Consider the following 15,884-nt stretch of genomic DNA (forward strand, 5'->3'; position numbering starts at 1 on the left):
CCATTTGACGTAGACCTGTCGCAAATTCTCCCCAAACATTGCCATCACACCAGGTCCCATGAATTAGGACAATCTCTCTGTTCAAAACCATTCCTTATACATCTCCCTTTTTTGTTAAAAATTTAGATTATTTATCTATCTTATAGTATCATACTTCCAACCTACATACCTTTATACATTTCTTACAATCGTAAGAAAATGGTCTCTTATTCATTTAAGAGACCATTTTTCTATATATTATTAGCGATTAGCCTTATACATTTCTTCCTTAACCGGACAAGAACACTCACAATCGCCACAAGAACCTTTTCCTTTGATATAGTGACGGATGCCAAGGCCAGCCAAAGCAAAAATAATGAAGGCAATGATAAACGTTGACATAACAATTCCTCCTAAACCTAAATATGGGCTTCTTGAAGATTATCCAAACTAATGATTTGATCCTTAATCTGACGTGGTTTACGAACCACAAAATAAATCATGGTCACTAACAGCAAGAAAGCAACAAAAGTCCAAATTGTCATTGACTTGCCGTATAGGATAACTTGGCCAAACTGATAAAGAATTAAACTCACACAATAAGCTAGGCCTGTTTGAAAACCGATAGCACCAACCGTCCATTTAAGATTGGCCATTTCACGCTTAATAGCTCCAATAGCTGCAAAACATGGGGCACAAAGTAAATTAAAGACTAAGAAGGAATAAGCTGCTAGGGAAGAATAATCTCCTCGTAAAGCCTCAGCTAAACCAGCTTCACTGCTATTATGATAGAGAATACCAAAGGTGGCAACAACAGTCTCCTTGGCAGCTAAGCCTGTAAGAGCCGCAACTGTTGCCTTCCAATTTCCAAATCCAAGCGGATCAAAAATCCAAGACAAACTCCTACCGAGAGTCGCCAAAATGCTGGCTTCCGTATCTACCGTATGTAGCGTAAAGTTGTAGTTAGACATAAACCAGATAAGAACCGTTAAACTGAAAATGATGGTTCCCGCACGTTTGACAAAACTCATAGCCTTACCAAAGGCATAGCGCAAAACTGACATGGCTTTAGGCCAATGGTAAGCAGGCAATTCCATTATAAACGGACTGGTTAGGCCACCCAAAAAACTCGTCTTTTTGAGGGCAATACCTGATAAGATAATGGTAGCCATCCCAATAAAATAAGTACTTGGTGCTACTAATGAGTTACTAGGGAAGAAAGCTCCAGCAATCAAGGCAATTATTTCCAACTTGGCCGAACAAGGCATGAAGGTTGCCGTCATAATGGTAATGCGACGGTCCCTTTCATTTTCAATAGTTCGACTAGACATAACCGCTGGAACCCCGCAACCTGTCGAAATCAGCATGGGAATAAAGGATTTTCCAGAAAGCCCAAAACGTCGGAAAATACGGTCCATAACAAAGGCAATACGACTCATATATCCAATGTCCTCAAGCACACCCAAACAGATAAAGAGCACAAAAATTTGAGGAAGGAATCCTAGTACTGTCCCAATCCCAGCGACGATACCATCAATAATCAAAGACTTAAGCCAGTCCTGAACTTGAAGAAAGTCAAGACCAGAAGTTACCAAATCTGGAACATACTTACCAAAAAGCACATCGTTAGCCCAGTCTGTCCACATGGTTCCAACAGTTTGGATAGATAAGAAATAAACCAAATACATAACTGCTGCGAAAATTGGTAAAGCCAAAATACGGTTGGTAACAATCCTATCAATCTTATCTGACAAGGTCAGGGCAAAATCTTCCGTATGACTTTGAGCCATCTGACAAACACGTTCAATAAAGGCATAACGCTCATTAATGACAATTGACTCCGCATCTTCTGTGAAAATTTCCTCAGTGATACGAATGATATCTTTGATTTCTTTTCGTTGGAATGGGGACAAGTCTAGCTCAGCCTCAACTAAAGCATCATGTTCAAAGAGTTTAATGGCATAAAAACGCGCAGACCTTTGTGGCACCGAATTTCCCAAGACTTCCAAAATTTGTGAGATGGCAGCTTCTAACTTATCGTCATAAATTGGAAAGGCAATGTCAGCAACTGTAGAGGTTGTCGTATGAGCTGCCTTCTTCACTGCCTGATCGACACCAGTTTGTTTGAGAGCACTAGTAGCTACTACTGGGACGCCTAGATGATAAGATAATTTATCAATATTTATCTGTTTTCCCTGAGCCTCCAAAACATCACTCATGTTAAGTGCTAAAGTGACTGGAATACCTGTCTCAATCAACTGCGTTGTCAGATAAAGGTTACGCTCCAAATTAGTCGCATCAACCACATTTAGAATACTTTCGGCCCTTTGGCTCAACAAATAGTCACGAGCTACCTTTTCTTCAGGGCTATAGGGTGACATTGAGTAAATCCCTGGTAAATCCTGGATTTCTAAATCCTTATTCTTTTTGACCAGACCACTTTTTCGTTCTACAGTAACACCCGGCCAGTTACCAACACGCTGATTGGTCCCTGTTATCAGGTTGAATAAACTGGTTTTACCACTATTAGGATTACCTATTAATGCAATTTCTGTCATTTTTCCTCTCCCTCGTCCAGCATGACCACACTAATCATTTGCGCTTCCGACTTGCGTAGGGTTAATTCATACCCTCTCAAGCTAATTTCTAGAGGATCTCCCAAAGGAGCTACCTTACGCAATAAGACCCGAGTACGCTTTGTAATTCCCATATCCATAAGACGCCGTTTGGTCTCATTTGCTGAAAAAATATCAGTAACGATAGCCGAACGTCCAACTGGTAATTCAGAAAGAGGTATCTTTTCCTGATCTTCCTCCGCAGGTGCCAAATCAATCTTATCTAGAATCGAAGCATCAAAGGCTAAGCGACTCCCCTTTACGATAATAATAGCACTGTTCTTGGTCTTAGTTACCACCTCAATCATTTCACCGGCAGCCAGCCCTAGGTTAGATAAGTGCAAAAGACTATCCTTAGGGAGGTTAATGCCAAGAATCCGGTAAGGCGTTTTTAAGGCCGCATCATATATGAGCATATTTCTTGACCTACTTTATTATTTTTGATATGGCATCATTATAGCATATTTATCCATTTTTTCCGCAATATTATCCTAAACAAGAATGATTCTAGAAAAGCAGAACACAAAAAGAAAAGGCCAGAAAAGTTCCAGCCTTCACAAACAATGTATACATACTTAATGAATATCTTACAAAACCTTACTCAAGAAATCCTTAGTACGATCTTCCTTAGTATTGTCGAAAATCTCTTGTGGTGTACCTTCTTCGACAATAACACCGCCATCCATAAAGATAACACGATCAGCCACCTCATAAGCAAAGCCCATTTCGTGGGTAACAATTGCCATTGTCATCCCTGATTTAGCAAGGTCCTGCATAACTGCAAGAACTTCACCAACCATTTCTGGATCAAGGGCTGATGTTGGTTCGTCAAACAAGAGAACGTCTGGATCCATAGCCAAACCACGTGCGATTGCAATACGTTGTTGCTGACCACCAGATAGACTTGTTGGGTAGGCATCTGCCTTATCTTTCAAGCCAACCTTTTCTAAAAGTTCCATAGCTTTCGCGTCTGCATCAGCTTTTGAAACACCCTTGGTTTTAATCGGTGACAAGGTGATATTTTCCTTAACTGTCATGTTAGGGAAGAGGTTAAACTGTTGGAAAACCATTCCCATTTTTTCACGCATTTTGAAAATATCGTTATTCTTATCTGTAATATCCACACCTTCAAAAGAAATAACGCCTTTTGTAGGTTTCTCAAGCAAGTTCATTGAGCGTAGGAAGGTTGATTTTCCTGATCCTGAAGGACCAATGATAACCACTACTTCACCCTTTTTAATATCTAGATCAATCCCTTTGAGAACTTCATTCTTACCAAAATACTTGTGAAGATTTTTAATCTCAATAATTGTTTCTGCCATTATTTACGTCCCTCCCCAAGTCGTTGTTCCATTTGTTTCAAGAGTGCCGTCATAGCTGTTGTTACAATCAAATAATAGAAGGCTGCGAACAAGAGCGGCGTCAAAGTCAAGTAGGTCGTTGTTGCAACAGTTTGTGCACCATTCCACAATTCCATAACCCCGATAGTTTGTAAGAGCGAACTATCCTTGATAATAGTGACAAACTCGTTACCTAAGGCAGGCAAGATATTTTTAATAGCTTGAGGCAAGACCACATAACGCATGGTATTCCATGGACGGATACCAAGTGAGTAGGCTGCTTCAATCTGACCTTTAGGAATAGACTCGATACCTGCACGTACGCTCTCAGAAATATAAGCACCACTGTTCAAAGAAAGGACGATAATACCCGGAACGATACGTGACAAATCAAGGTTTAAAATCCCAAACTGCACAGTTGGAAGGTTCATGTGGATGAGGTTAAAAGCAATCATAATCTGCACAACCATAGGAGTCCCACGGAAAACCCAAACATAAAGGCTTACTAGCCATTCCAAAGGTTTGATTCCAGAACGCTTGGCCAAGGATACCAAAACCCCGAGGATGGTTCCGAAGAAGACCACGCAGACCGAAATCATAATTGTTACTAAGACACCATAGTTAAAGTAAGACCAAAACTGCGGTAGAAATGAAAAATTCATCTAGATACTCCTTACTAATATTCTTCAATATTATATCAGAAGACTGTATAAAAATAAAGTATTTTCTTATAAATGCGATATTTCAGTATAAAAACTAAGTTATAGACATCGCTATCAAATCTCTCAAGCAAGACACCTCAAGTCCTCCTAAGATGACATCTTCCCAAAAGGTTTGTCAATGATTTCAAATACTGCCTATTTTGGTAACCCATACAAGCATTACCCGATGCTTTCATCCTGATAAAAATGCCTGAAACTATCGAGTTTCAGGCATTTTGAATTTTTGGAACCTTGTAAAGTCCCCAAATGATTTATTAGTAAAGCAAATCGTAGATTTCCATTGCAATCAAGTCGATGCTATCAAATGAATAAGATTCACGTGCTTCAACGTCACGCAATGTGAAAACTGGACCATTTTCAGGATCGTTGCTAAATGATACTTCGGCAACAACCACTCCTTCACGTTCAAAATTACGTTTCAAATTACCACCATCAGCCGCCATCATTTCAAGACGGTTAATGATTCTCACCAAATGTGATTCCATGTTATTTCTCCTATTAATTGTGTATTTCTTACTTATTTTATCACACTTATGGGAAAAATGGGGGAATTTTAAATATTTTTCAAGGAATTGTACATAATGGCCTTGATAGAATGCATACGATTCTCAGCTTCTTGGAAGATGATATCACTGTATTTTTGGAAGACTTGATCGGTGATTTCTAACTCTGCCAAACCGTATTTGTCATAGATTTCTTGCCCAATTTGAGTATTGAGATCATGAAAAGCTGGGAGACAGTGCATAACGATGACATCTGGATTTTCCGTCTTGGCAAGTAGGTCTGCATTAATTTGATAAGGCAGGAGTAAATCAATACGAGATTTAAAGTCTACTTCTTCACCCATAGATACCCAGACATCCGTATAAAGCATATCCACTCCCTTGACCTCTGAAATATCATCTGTAATGGTTAAATCGGCACCATTATTATGTTTCTGAGCTAGGGCTACAATCTCATCTTCGGGTTGCAGCACCTCTGGGGCAATAATCTTGACATTAACGCCTAAAATAGCCGAAGTGACCAAAAGTGAGTTGGCCATATTATTTCTACCATCTCCAATATAGGCGATGGTCAAACCTTCCAAACTACCAAAACGCTCCTTCAAAGTCATGAAATCCGCAATCATTTGCGTTGGATGCCAGGTATCCGTCAAACCATTCCAGACCGGAACACCTGAGTACTTAGCCAACTCTTCGACATCTTCTTGCTTAAAACCACGGTATTCGATTCCTTCAAACATAGAACCAAGCACCTTGGCTGTATCAACTACAGATTCTTTTTTACCTAACTGAATGTCTCCAGCACCAAGGTAGGTCACATTCATACCTAGGTCCTGACCAGCCACTGTAAAAGCTGAGCGAGTTCTGGTAGATGTTTTTTCAAAAATCAGGGCAATATTTAAGCCATCTAAATATTTATGCGGAATTCTTTCCTTCTTTAGCTGTTTAAATTTTATAGATAAATCGATTAACTCCTCAAGTTCCTGCTTGGTAAAGTCGATTTCTTTCAAAAATGATTTAGCTTGTGTCATAGGTATCTCTCTTTCGTTCTGAATAATATAAAAATATTATATAATATTTATACATTTTAGACAAGCGTTTTTGAATTAAAATTCAATGTTAGCACTCTTGTTAAGAGAGTGCCAAACCTAGATGCTTTTTACTTGCAATCTACCTTCCGCATGCTATAATGGAGTCATAGATTTGACCTTTTTTGACCAAGATTGTTTTCAATAAAGATCTTTCCCAATTCAGATAGAAAAGAGGTACTGATATGCTCTGTCAAAACTGTAACCTTAATGAAGCTAGTATTCATTTGTATACCAATGTAAATGGTAATCAGCAACAAGTTGACCTCTGTCAAAATTGTTATAAAATCATGAAATCCGATCCAGAGAACCCCCTCAATCAATTCAATCAAACAGGAGGTTCCAACTTCTTCGACGATTTCTTCAGCGACCTAAATAACTTCCGTTCTTCTAACGGCGATCTTCCCAATACACCTCCAACACAAGAAGGAGGTAACCGAGGAAACGGTGGCAATACACAGGGGCCAGGCCGTCCAGGAGGACCACGCCAACAAGCTCCTCAACAGCCACAAGGTCTTCTTGAAGAGTTCGGCATTAACATCACTGACATCGCTCGTCGTGGAGATATTGATCCTGTCATTGGTCGTGACGAGGAAATCATTCGTGTCATCGAAATCCTTAACCGCCGTACCAAGAACAACCCCGTCCTCATCGGTGAACCCGGTGTCGGTAAGACTGCTGTCGTTGAAGGCCTAGCTCAAAAAATTGTAGACGGTAGCGTGCCACAAAAACTCCAAGGCAAACAAGTCATCCGTCTTGATGTGGTCAGTCTGGTTCAAGGGACTGGTATCCGTGGCCAATTTGAAGAACGCATGCAAAAACTCATGGAAGAAATTCGTCAACGTCAGGATGTTATCCTATTTATTGATGAAATCCATGAAATTGTGGGAGCTGGTAATGCTGGTGATGGCAATATGGATGCTGGAAACATCCTAAAACCTGCCCTTGCTCGTGGAGAACTTCAACTGGTCGGAGCAACAACACTCAACGAATACCGCATCATCGAAAAAGATGCTGCCCTAGAGCGTCGTATGCAACCAGTTAAGGTTGACGAACCAACGGTTGAGGAAACCATCACTATTTTGCGTGGGATTCAGCCTAAATATCAAGACTACCACCACGTCAAATATACGGACGAAGCGATTACTGCAGCTGCAGAATTGTCCAACCGCTACATTCAAGACCGTTTCTTGCCAGACAAGGCCATCGACCTTCTCGATGAAGCAGGTTCTAAGATGAACTTGACCCTCAACTTTGTTGATCCTAAAGATATCGACAAACGTTTGATTGAGGCTGAAAACCTCAAGGCTCAAGCTACTCGTGACGAAGACTTTGAAAAAGCTGCCTATTTCCGTGATCAAATTGCCAAATACAAGGAAATGCAAAAACAAACCATCAAAGACCAAGATATGCCTGTCATCACAGAAAAACATATCGAAGCCATTGTGGAACAAAAAACCAATATTCCTGTCGGTGATTTGAAAGAAAAAGAACAATCACAACTTCTTAGTCTTGCTGATGATCTTAAATCACATGTTATCGGACAAGATGCTGCAGTTGATAAGATTGCTAAAGCTATCCGCCGTAATCGTGTTGGATTGGGTGCTCCAAACCGCCCAATTGGTAGCTTCCTCTTCGTAGGTCCTACAGGAGTTGGTAAAACTGAGCTCTCTAAACAATTGGCTATTGAACTCTTTGGTTCAGCTGACAGTATGATTCGTTTCGACATGTCAGAATACATGGAAAAACACGCTGTTGCTAAATTGGTTGGTGCTCCTCCAGGATATGTTGGTTACGACGAAGCTGGTCAGTTGACTGAAAAAGTTCGACGTAATCCTTATTCACTTATTCTTTTAGATGAGGTTGAAAAAGCTCACCCAGACGTTCTTCACATGTTCCTCCAAGTACTTGACGACGGTCGCTTGACTGATGGTCAAGGGCGCACTGTAAGCTTCAAGGATACCATCATCATCATGACATCAAATGCTGGTACTGGTAAAGTTGAAGCTAGCGTTGGCTTTGGAGCTACTCGTGAAAATCGTACCAATTCTGTTCTTAACCAACTTGGAGATTTCTTCAGTCCTGAATTCATGAACCGCTTTGACGGTATTATCGAATTCTCTGCCCTTAGCAAAGAAAATCTTCTTACTATCGTGGACCTCATGCTTGATAATGTCAACCAACGCTTGGCTAACAACGGTATCCACCTCAGTGTAACTGAGAAAGTTAAGGAAAAATTGGTTGACCTTGGTTACGATCCTAAGATGGGTGCTCGACCACTACGTCGTACCATCCAAGATCACATTGAAGATGCTATTACCGACTTCTACCTTGAAAATCCAAACGAAAAAGATCTCAAGGCAGTCATGACTTCAAAAGGCCACATTACCATTAAGTCTGCTAAAAAAGCCGATAAAGCTACTCAAAAAGCTGAGGCAACAAAAGAATCTGATTAAACAAATAAACCAAGTCATTACGACTTGGTTTATTTATCTTTTCATTTCCTATTTTCAAATTTATCCCTAATTCTGCCTAAATCAATAGGAAAATGAGCAAAATTTTAGTATAATATAGGCAAATAAACGTAAGGAGCAACTCATGAATCCAACATTTGGTGACAAGGTTGAGGGAGCTCATTATCAAACACGTTACGGTGTTTATGCTGTGATTCCTAACCAAGAAAAGACAAAGATTATTTTAGTCCAGGCTCCTAACGGAGCTTGGTTTCTCCCAGGTGGGGAAATCGAAGCAGGCGAGGATCACTATAGCGCACTAGAACGCGAGTTAATTGAAGAACTTGGGTTTATAGCCACTTTAGGCCAGTACTATGGCCAGGCTGATGAATACTTCTATTCAAGCCACCGTGACACTTACTATTACAATCCAGCCTATATTTATGAAGTTGTAGATTTTTCAAAAATTGGCAAACCTCTCGAAGATTTCAATAACCTGGCCTGGTTTCCAATTGATGAAGCCATTGCTAAACTTAAACGTGGCAGCCATAAATGGGGAATCGAACAATGGAAAGCAAACAACATAACAACTGGCAAATCTTAGGAGGAAACTATGAAACTCATTAATACGACCCGTACACACCAAGAACTCGTTCAAAACCAACTAGACAACACGGATGCCTTTCTCGTAGAGACCTACTCTGCTGGGAATACTGATGTTGTCTTTACACAAGCACCTAAGCATTATGAACTCTTGATTTCAAATAAACATCGTGCTGTTAAAGACAACGAATTAGAAGTTATCCGTGAATTCTTCCTCAAACGAAAAATCGACAAAGATATCGTTTTGATGGACAAACTTAGAACAGTACACACTGACAAATTGATTGAGATTTCATTCCCAACAACTGTATAAGACAGAACAAGCAATGGCTAACACCACTGCTTGTTTTTTAGTATGTCACAAAGCTTTCGAAGCTTGATCTAGAACTTCCATAACCTGACGACTATGTTCCAACTGCTGGGCAACACTGTCAAAATCCTTGGTCGCCATCATCTTTTCAAAAGCCACAAATTCATCATGCATACGATGTTGAGGACTATTGAGATTGGCGACTCTCTCTTTCTGACCATTGAGAGTGACTCCAATTTCAGGAAGACTGTTGGTTGCACCAAAAATAGTAATAGCTCCCTTATCCCCTTGAATAGTTGAACGAATCTCCGCACTACAGTCTTTAGCTCCAATGGCAACAGCCTTAAAGTTACCATAGTCCAAAACTAGAATTCCTGACGTATCCACTCCTCGCTCCACATTAGGTAGATATTCCACACGATTAGGCTTACCAAAAAGGCCAACAAGAAGGTGAATATTATAGATATTAAGATCTCTAAGTGCTCCCCCACCCATTTCAGAGTTGAAGACAGGAGCAATTTCCCCATGTTTGAAGGCATCGTAACGTGATGAATATTGGGAATAATTGATATTCACAATCTTAATATCCCCAATATCAGACAAGGCTTCCTTAATCGCTGTAAAATTAGCCAGATATTGATTGGTAATAGCCTCCATCAAGAGAAGCTTTTTTTCTTGAGCAAGCTTAGCTAGCTCTTCAAACTCTTCTAAATGAAGGGTGAAGGGTTTCTCACAGATAACATGCTTTCCGGCCAAAAGTGCTTTCTTAGCATAGTCATAGTGGGTATGATTGGGCGTTCCGACATAAATCGTATCAACTTCTGGATTAGACAAAATTAACTCATAATCACTAGTCGCCTGAGATAAGCCATATTGTTTAGCTAGGGCTTCTGCCTTATCGAGCGATCGTGGTGTCGACATTATAGCCTTCAGCTCAATTTCCTCAATAGTCGTTAACACAGGAAGGACCTCTGTCACAATCATTCCTGTCCCTAATAATGCAAGTTTCATCAACTTACCTCCTTAATTTCTAATCTCTCTTTACAATGAACCAAGACTATGGACAAACGCATGTGTGTTAAATTCTTCTTTAGTTACTTGAATGAAGCTCATTTTTTTCCTTCCTAAAATGGATAAAGTAAATGACGAGTGAGATAAAGAGCAAGATGGCAAGTACTGCCACTAATGGTATTCGAATCGGACGGATATTAAGCAACAAATCTCCACTAACTGCATAATCAATCGAGACTGGCGTCACTCCAATAAGGGTTGCCAAAATCCTCGTCCTTGTGGGTAAATTCATCTGAACACAAGCATAATTGACCAGAGCTGATGGTATAAAAGGAATAGAGAAGGCTAAAGAAATCCCAATAAAACGATGCTTAAAGTTTTCAATATAGTTTAGGAGTTTCTCCATACGTTTGGACTTCTCTGGCTTTTCAAGTCTTCTCAGAATTTCAAAACTAGTCAAATTTCCAAAAGTATTACCAATAATATTCATCGGAATCGCAAGCAAAGGGCCATAGAGTAGCCCAACAAAAATACAAAAAATAGAACTTGAAACTCCAGGAATAGCTGATGACAGAATCATAAGACTAATAAGGATAAGTGCATTTTGGAAATTAGCCTGCTTAAAAACTTCTCTTAAAAAGGCTTGATCATGCTTAGCGTTGATCCATTCCTTGATTAAGGGGATGAAGTTATTTAAAAGAGGCCATAAGAACACCAGTATTAAACCTGCTATCCCTATAAAAAATAGTCTTTTTTTGGTCATTACATCTCCACAATTTTAATCACTCCTTTTATTATAACAAAAAAAATGCCTTCATTGATTTAGAAAGGCATTTTTTACTGTGATTACTTGTTAATCAAATTTGCTTGTGACTTGTTTTCCAAGGCACCATTTTTAAAGTTAAGGGTAAGGCTACCTGTTTCACCCTTCTTAGCGACAAGGTTTGATGACCAAAGAGCCTGTGTCATTGTTGCATCTGAAGAGACAGCGATTGAATAAACATCCGGTGTGCCAAGCGTTTTGACAGCATCATCATAGCTAGTTCCATTTTTGAGGTTTTCATACATCTTCAGTGTGATTTTGGGATCACGGACGTAAGAAAAGTTTGAAATTGACTTAACGACAGTACTATTGTTAAAGAGTTTCACTGTAACCACAACATTGTCATACTGCCAATTATAAACATCAAGCTTAGCATCTCCTGCTTGCTCTTGACCAGTTGATGAGGGTTCACCAAACCAGCCCTTCAAGCTATCAAGATTTGAGCCTCCTGAGAATTCTTGAGAAGCATTTGCCATGGTGATTTTATCAAAGTTCTGGCGAACATTCCCATGCTTAACAGTTAAAATCTTTGAAGCCTCATTATCCAGAGATCCCTTCGACTCAGTTTTAGACGAAGATTTTCCACAAGCAGCTAGAGTAAAAAGTGAGAGACCTAAAACGGTCAAAGACAAAAGTTTTTTCATAATAAATTCCTATTTACACAAATAAAAGGCTGACGCCTCAAGTATTTATGGAGCCGGTGGGAGTCGAACCCACGTCCAAACACCTGCCAACATATTCGTCTACAACCATAGGTTATGTCTTTCTTTTAACAGATAGACGACACATAACTCAAGCCTTCTATCTGCGAGCCTATAAATCTCTTTTCAACCAGCTAGGCAATGGTCAAACGTAGCTTATAAATCAATAAAACCTCTAAACAAACATAAGCAATCTGCTAGAAGTCACGCGAGCAGGTGTTTAGGCTGCTACAGCGTAAGAATTAGTATTTTTTGCAGTTATATTTAACTGAGCGTTTACGTCGCCACACGAGTCGCAGAATATGCCTCATAATGCCTGTCGAATCCGTAACGACCCCAATATGAGATACTGAGTATTATAGCAAATTTTTTAATAAATTGCAAAAGATTAGCCAAACTCTCTCCCCAATAAATCAACTATGGAGAGGTTAATACGTTAGTTTTCTTTGATTTTAGGACAAGCTAAAAGCTTTTTTCTGTATGCTTGTCTTTTCCCTTTCAATGATAAAAGATTTTATGAAATACTTTCACTAAAACTTACCGACTAAAAAACGTTGAGAGAACTAATCTTTCAACGTTTTTCTTTTTGCACCCTAAGGGAATCGAACCCCTATCTCAAGAACCGGAATCTTACGTGATATCCATTACACTAAGGGTGCTAACAGTATACTATTATAGCATACTCTAAAATAGAAAAAAAGACATGTTTCCATGCCTCTTTTTTTATCTTACAATTCGATATCTCCGAAAAGATCCGCCATTGAGAATCCAGATTGAGTTTCTGGAAGTTCGTAATCACGTTTTTCTTGACGTTTTGGACGACGTGGACGTGATTGACGTTTTTCGTTGTTTTCACCTTCAGCGTTAGCTGGACGTTCTTCAAGAGCTTTGATAGAAAGTGATACACGTTCTGCATCAGCGTTTACTTCAAGAACTTTAACAGTAACGTCTTGACCTACTGAAAGAACATCTTTTGGATTTTCAACACGTTTGTGTGAAATTTGTGAGATGTGAACAAGTCCATCGATACCTGGCAATACTTCAACGAAAGCACCGAAGTCAGTCAAGCGTTTAACTTTACCTTCGATAACATCACCAGCAGCAAGTTTTTGTTCAACGCCATCCCATGGTCCAGGTGTTGTTGCTTTAAGTGAAAGTGATACACGTCCTGCTTCTTCGTCGATAGCAAGAACTTTAACTTCAACTTCATCACCTACAGATACAACTGATTTAGGTGAAACGTTACGTTCGTGAGACAATTCAGTCACGTGAACAAGTCCGTCAACACCACCAAGGTCGATGAAAGCACCGAAGCTTGTCAAACGAGCAACTTTACCAGTTACGATTGAACCAACTTCAAGTTTAGAGAAGACTTCTTTACGAGCTTCTGCAGCTTCTGCTTCAACAACTTCACGACGTGAAAGGATGAAACGGTTTTCAGCTGGATCAACTTCTTTAATTTTAGCGTCAAATTCTTGACCTACAAATTGTTCAGTGTTACGAACAAAACGAGTATCGATCATTGAAGCTGGAATAAATCCACGAAGACCTTCAAATTCAACAGAAAGTCCGCCTTTAACAGCGCGTGTTCCTTTAACAGTAACAACTTCTTCTTCACGACCAACAAGTTTATCCCAAGCTTTGCGAGCTTCCAAGCGTTTTTTAGATACAAGGTAAGTTACAGTATCAGTATCTTTACCAACAACTTGACGAAGAACAAGCACTTCAAGTGTTTCACCAACTTTAACAAGGTCTGCAACGTTTGCGTCACGGTCGTTTGTCAATTCACGACGTGTCAAAACACCTTCGATACCAGTTCCTTCGATAACAACATTTGCTTGATCATTATCTACTGAGATAACTTCAGCTGTTACAACGTCACCTGTGTTAACTTCGCTAACACTGTTTAGCAATTCTTCAAATTCGTTCATTCTAAAAAGATCCTCCAACAAGAGCCAGCCAATTCTGACCCTTGATAACAATATATTTTTAAAGGTACCCGCAAAGACAATGGTTAACATAGACGGTGCCAATGCACCCGATACCTTTTACTGGGGTAGCTGGATTCGAACCAACGCATGAGGGAGTCAAAGTCCCTTGCCTTACCGCTTGGCTATACCCCAATAGCAAAATGCTATAAAAAAACATCTAAGTACTTGATATCGACTATCCCGATTCAGTTTCTTAGACATGGAGAGAGAGGGATTCGAACCCCCGAACCCGAAGGAGCGGATTTACAGTCCGCCGCGTTTAGCCTCTTCGCTATCTCTCCTTAAGAACAAGAAATAGTATATCACAGTTTCTTGACCAAAGCAAGCCTTTACTTTGGATTTTAATGATTAAGATTGTACGATTCAATAATGGCAGCTACTGCATCATCCATTTTTTTGTGGAAACCTGCAACATTTTCCTTGTCAACAACGGCAAACTTACCATCAATTTCCACAATTTGTCCAATCACTTTCTTGCCAACAAGAAGTTCAAAACCTTCGATGGTTGCTTTGTTGACGACTACTTTAGCATCATTAATTTGGATTTCAATTTTTTTATCTTTTTTACTCATAGATTTATACCCGATCCTTGGCTCGAGCCATCCTTTCTTAATGTATCTTCTTAATTCTACCGAAAAAGAAAAAAGCTTGCAAGAGCAAGCCTTAAAATAATCGTTTATCTATTAGGAATTAGTCAACTTTGACAATCCATCCTTCTGGTGCTTCAACATCACCAAATTGGATACCTGTCAACTCATCATAAAGTTTACGTGTTACAGGACCTACTTCTGTTTCTGAGTAGAAGACATGGAAGTCATCACCATGTTGTACCCCACCAATTGGTGAGATAACGGCAGCTGTACCACAGGCACCTGCTTCGACAAATTTATCCAATTCAGAAATCTTAACATCACCTTGGATAGCTTTCATGCCAAAGCGATTTTCAGCCAAGTAAAGCAATGAGAACTTGGTGATAGATGGCAAGATAGATGGGCTGAGTGGTGTAACGAATTCGTTATCGGCTGTGATACCAAAGAAGTTTGCAGAACCCACTTCTTCAATCTTAGTGTGAGTTGCTGGATCAAGGTAGATCACATCTGAGAAGTTACGATCATGTGCAATCTTACCTGGCAACATACTTGCTGCGTAGTTACCACCCACCTTAGCAGCACCTGTACCATGTGGAGCAGCACGGTCATAATCATCTTGGATAAGGAAGTTTGTTGGAGCCAAACCACCTTTGAAGTAGTTACCTACTGGCATAGCAAAAATGGTAAAGATATACTCATCTGCTGGATGCACACCAATGATATCACCAACCCCAATCAACAATGGACGGAGATAAAGTGTTGCACCTGTACCATATGGTGGAACATATTCTTCATTTGCACGTACAACTTGTTTACATGCATCTACAAATTTGTCAACGGGAACTTGTGGCATCAAAAGACGATCCGCAGTACGTTGCAAACGTTTAGCATTTTCATCTGGACGGAACAATTGAATAGAGCCATCTTTAGTACGGTAAGCCTTGAGGCCTTCAAAAGCTTCTTGACCATAGTGAAGGGCTGGAGATGCTTCTGAAATATGCAAAGTCGCATCCTCAGTCAATTGCCCCTCATCCCATTTACCGTCTTTGTAATATGAGATATAACGGAATGGAAGTTTACTGTAATTAAATCCTAGATTTTCCCAGTCTAAATCAACTGTCATGTGTATATCCTCTTTTCTGTTACTATGTGCTT

15 protein-coding genes, 3 tRNA genes, 1 other RNA gene and 1 pseudogene are annotated in these 15,884 nt (G+C 39.8%); 3 read left to right on the top strand and 17 right to left on the bottom strand.

All coding sequences use genetic code 11. The features are described 5' to 3' along the window. Positions 1-240: 240 nt before the first annotated feature. From O3670_RS04215 to argF, 7 genes are all read right to left on the bottom strand, one after another. On the bottom strand, positions 241-381 hold the full coding sequence (locus O3670_RS04215; RefSeq protein WP_175057472.1) for a FeoB-associated Cys-rich membrane protein: 141 nt from the start codon (positions 379-381) through the stop codon (positions 241-243). Between the two features lie 17 nt (positions 382-398). Further along, a complete protein-coding gene (feoB, locus tag O3670_RS04220) occupies positions 399-2,537 on the bottom strand; it encodes a ferrous iron transport protein B (protein ID WP_175057471.1) in 2,139 nt (712 codons plus the stop codon). Next, on the bottom strand, positions 2,534-3,010 hold the full coding sequence (locus O3670_RS04225; RefSeq protein WP_064523218.1) for a ferrous iron transport protein A: 477 nt from the start codon (positions 3,008-3,010) through the stop codon (positions 2,534-2,536). The genes feoB and O3670_RS04225 overlap by 4 nt, the downstream gene beginning before the upstream one ends. Before the next feature lie 171 nt (positions 3,011-3,181). Then, positions 3,182-3,916 carry an amino acid ABC transporter ATP-binding protein gene (locus O3670_RS04230; RefSeq protein WP_037602114.1) on the bottom strand — a complete coding sequence of 245 codons (735 nt, stop codon included), beginning with the start codon at positions 3,914-3,916 and terminating at the stop codon, positions 3,182-3,184. Further along, the gene (locus O3670_RS04235; RefSeq protein ID WP_002890385.1) at positions 3,916-4,596 is read right to left on the bottom strand and encodes an amino acid ABC transporter permease; all 681 of its coding nucleotides are present in this window, start codon (positions 4,594-4,596) and stop codon (positions 3,916-3,918) included. Before O3670_RS04235 ends, O3670_RS04230 begins: the two co-directional genes overlap by 1 nt. Positions 4,597-4,910: 314 nt before the next feature. Further along, entirely contained in the window at positions 4,911-5,141 is a 231-nt protein-coding gene (locus O3670_RS04240; RefSeq protein ID WP_002885970.1) for a DUF1797 family protein, read from the bottom strand. Between the two features lie 68 nt (positions 5,142-5,209). Beyond that, positions 5,210-6,190, bottom strand: coding sequence for an ornithine carbamoyltransferase (gene argF / locus O3670_RS04245; protein ID WP_021144495.1), 981 nt, complete (start codon positions 6,188-6,190; stop codon positions 5,210-5,212). A 242-nt stretch (positions 6,191-6,432) separates the two neighbouring features. On the opposite strand from argF, the gene O3670_RS04250 reads away from it, so the two are divergent. The 3 genes from O3670_RS04250 to O3670_RS04260 all read left to right on the top strand — a co-directional run bounded on the left by O3670_RS04250 (position 6,433) and on the right by O3670_RS04260 (position 9,616). After that, complete coding sequence (locus O3670_RS04250; protein ID WP_037602112.1) at positions 6,433-8,703, top strand: ATP-dependent Clp protease ATP-binding subunit; 2,271 nt, start codon at positions 6,433-6,435, stop codon at positions 8,701-8,703. A 142-nt stretch (positions 8,704-8,845) separates the two neighbouring features. Further along, positions 8,846-9,304 (top strand): NUDIX hydrolase, encoded by a 459-nt coding sequence (locus O3670_RS04255; RefSeq protein WP_037602110.1) that lies wholly within the window; start codon positions 8,846-8,848, stop codon positions 9,302-9,304. Between the two features lie 9 nt (positions 9,305-9,313). Then, on the top strand, positions 9,314-9,616 hold the full coding sequence (locus O3670_RS04260) for a DUF1827 family protein (RefSeq protein ID WP_002885967.1): 303 nt from the start codon (positions 9,314-9,316) through the stop codon (positions 9,614-9,616). A gap of 45 nt (positions 9,617-9,661) precedes the next feature. On the opposite strand, the gene O3670_RS04265 is transcribed toward O3670_RS04260, so the two are convergent. The 10 genes and pseudogenes from O3670_RS04265 to O3670_RS04310 form a co-directional block, all read right to left on the bottom strand. Further along, positions 9,662-10,624, bottom strand: a complete 963-nt coding sequence (locus O3670_RS04265; protein WP_037602108.1) for a Gfo/Idh/MocA family protein — start codon at positions 10,622-10,624, stop codon at positions 9,662-9,664. Between the two features lie 79 nt (positions 10,625-10,703). Then, positions 10,704-11,387 carry a TVP38/TMEM64 family protein gene (locus O3670_RS04270; protein ID WP_037602105.1) on the bottom strand — a complete coding sequence of 228 codons (684 nt, stop codon included), beginning with the start codon at positions 11,385-11,387 and terminating at the stop codon, positions 10,704-10,706. Positions 11,388-11,470: 83 nt separating this feature from the next. Next, entirely contained in the window at positions 11,471-12,091 is a 621-nt protein-coding gene (locus O3670_RS04275) for a DUF3862 domain-containing protein (RefSeq protein ID WP_037602103.1), read from the bottom strand. A gap of 45 nt (positions 12,092-12,136) precedes the next feature. After that, positions 12,137-12,486: a transfer-messenger RNA gene (ssrA, locus tag O3670_RS04280) on the bottom strand. 249 nt (positions 12,487-12,735) lie between these two features. After that, a tRNA-Arg gene (locus O3670_RS04285) sits at positions 12,736-12,807 on the bottom strand. A 69-nt stretch (positions 12,808-12,876) separates the two neighbouring features. Beyond that, complete coding sequence (gene rpsA, locus O3670_RS04290) at positions 12,877-14,079, bottom strand: 30S ribosomal protein S1 (protein ID WP_003094841.1); 1,203 nt, start codon at positions 14,077-14,079, stop codon at positions 12,877-12,879. 120 nt (positions 14,080-14,199) lie between these two features. After that, positions 14,200-14,271, bottom strand: a tRNA-Gln gene (locus tag O3670_RS04295). A 68-nt stretch (positions 14,272-14,339) separates the two neighbouring features. Beyond that, positions 14,340-14,420: transfer RNA gene (locus O3670_RS04300), tRNA-Tyr, on the bottom strand. 60 nt (positions 14,421-14,480) lie between these two features. Beyond that, positions 14,481-14,711, bottom strand: a complete 231-nt coding sequence (locus O3670_RS04305; protein WP_002890369.1) for a DUF2969 domain-containing protein — start codon at positions 14,709-14,711, stop codon at positions 14,481-14,483. A gap of 118 nt (positions 14,712-14,829) precedes the next feature. Further along, positions 14,830-15,861, bottom strand: a pseudogene (locus O3670_RS04310) (branched-chain amino acid aminotransferase); the annotation flags it as partial. Positions 15,862-15,884: the final 23 nt, after the last annotated feature.

Origin of the sequence: Streptococcus sp. 27098_8_74 (assembly GCF_041431705.1) — a bacterium.
GTDB lineage: Bacteria > Bacillota > Bacilli > Lactobacillales > Streptococcaceae > Streptococcus > Streptococcus salivarius_E.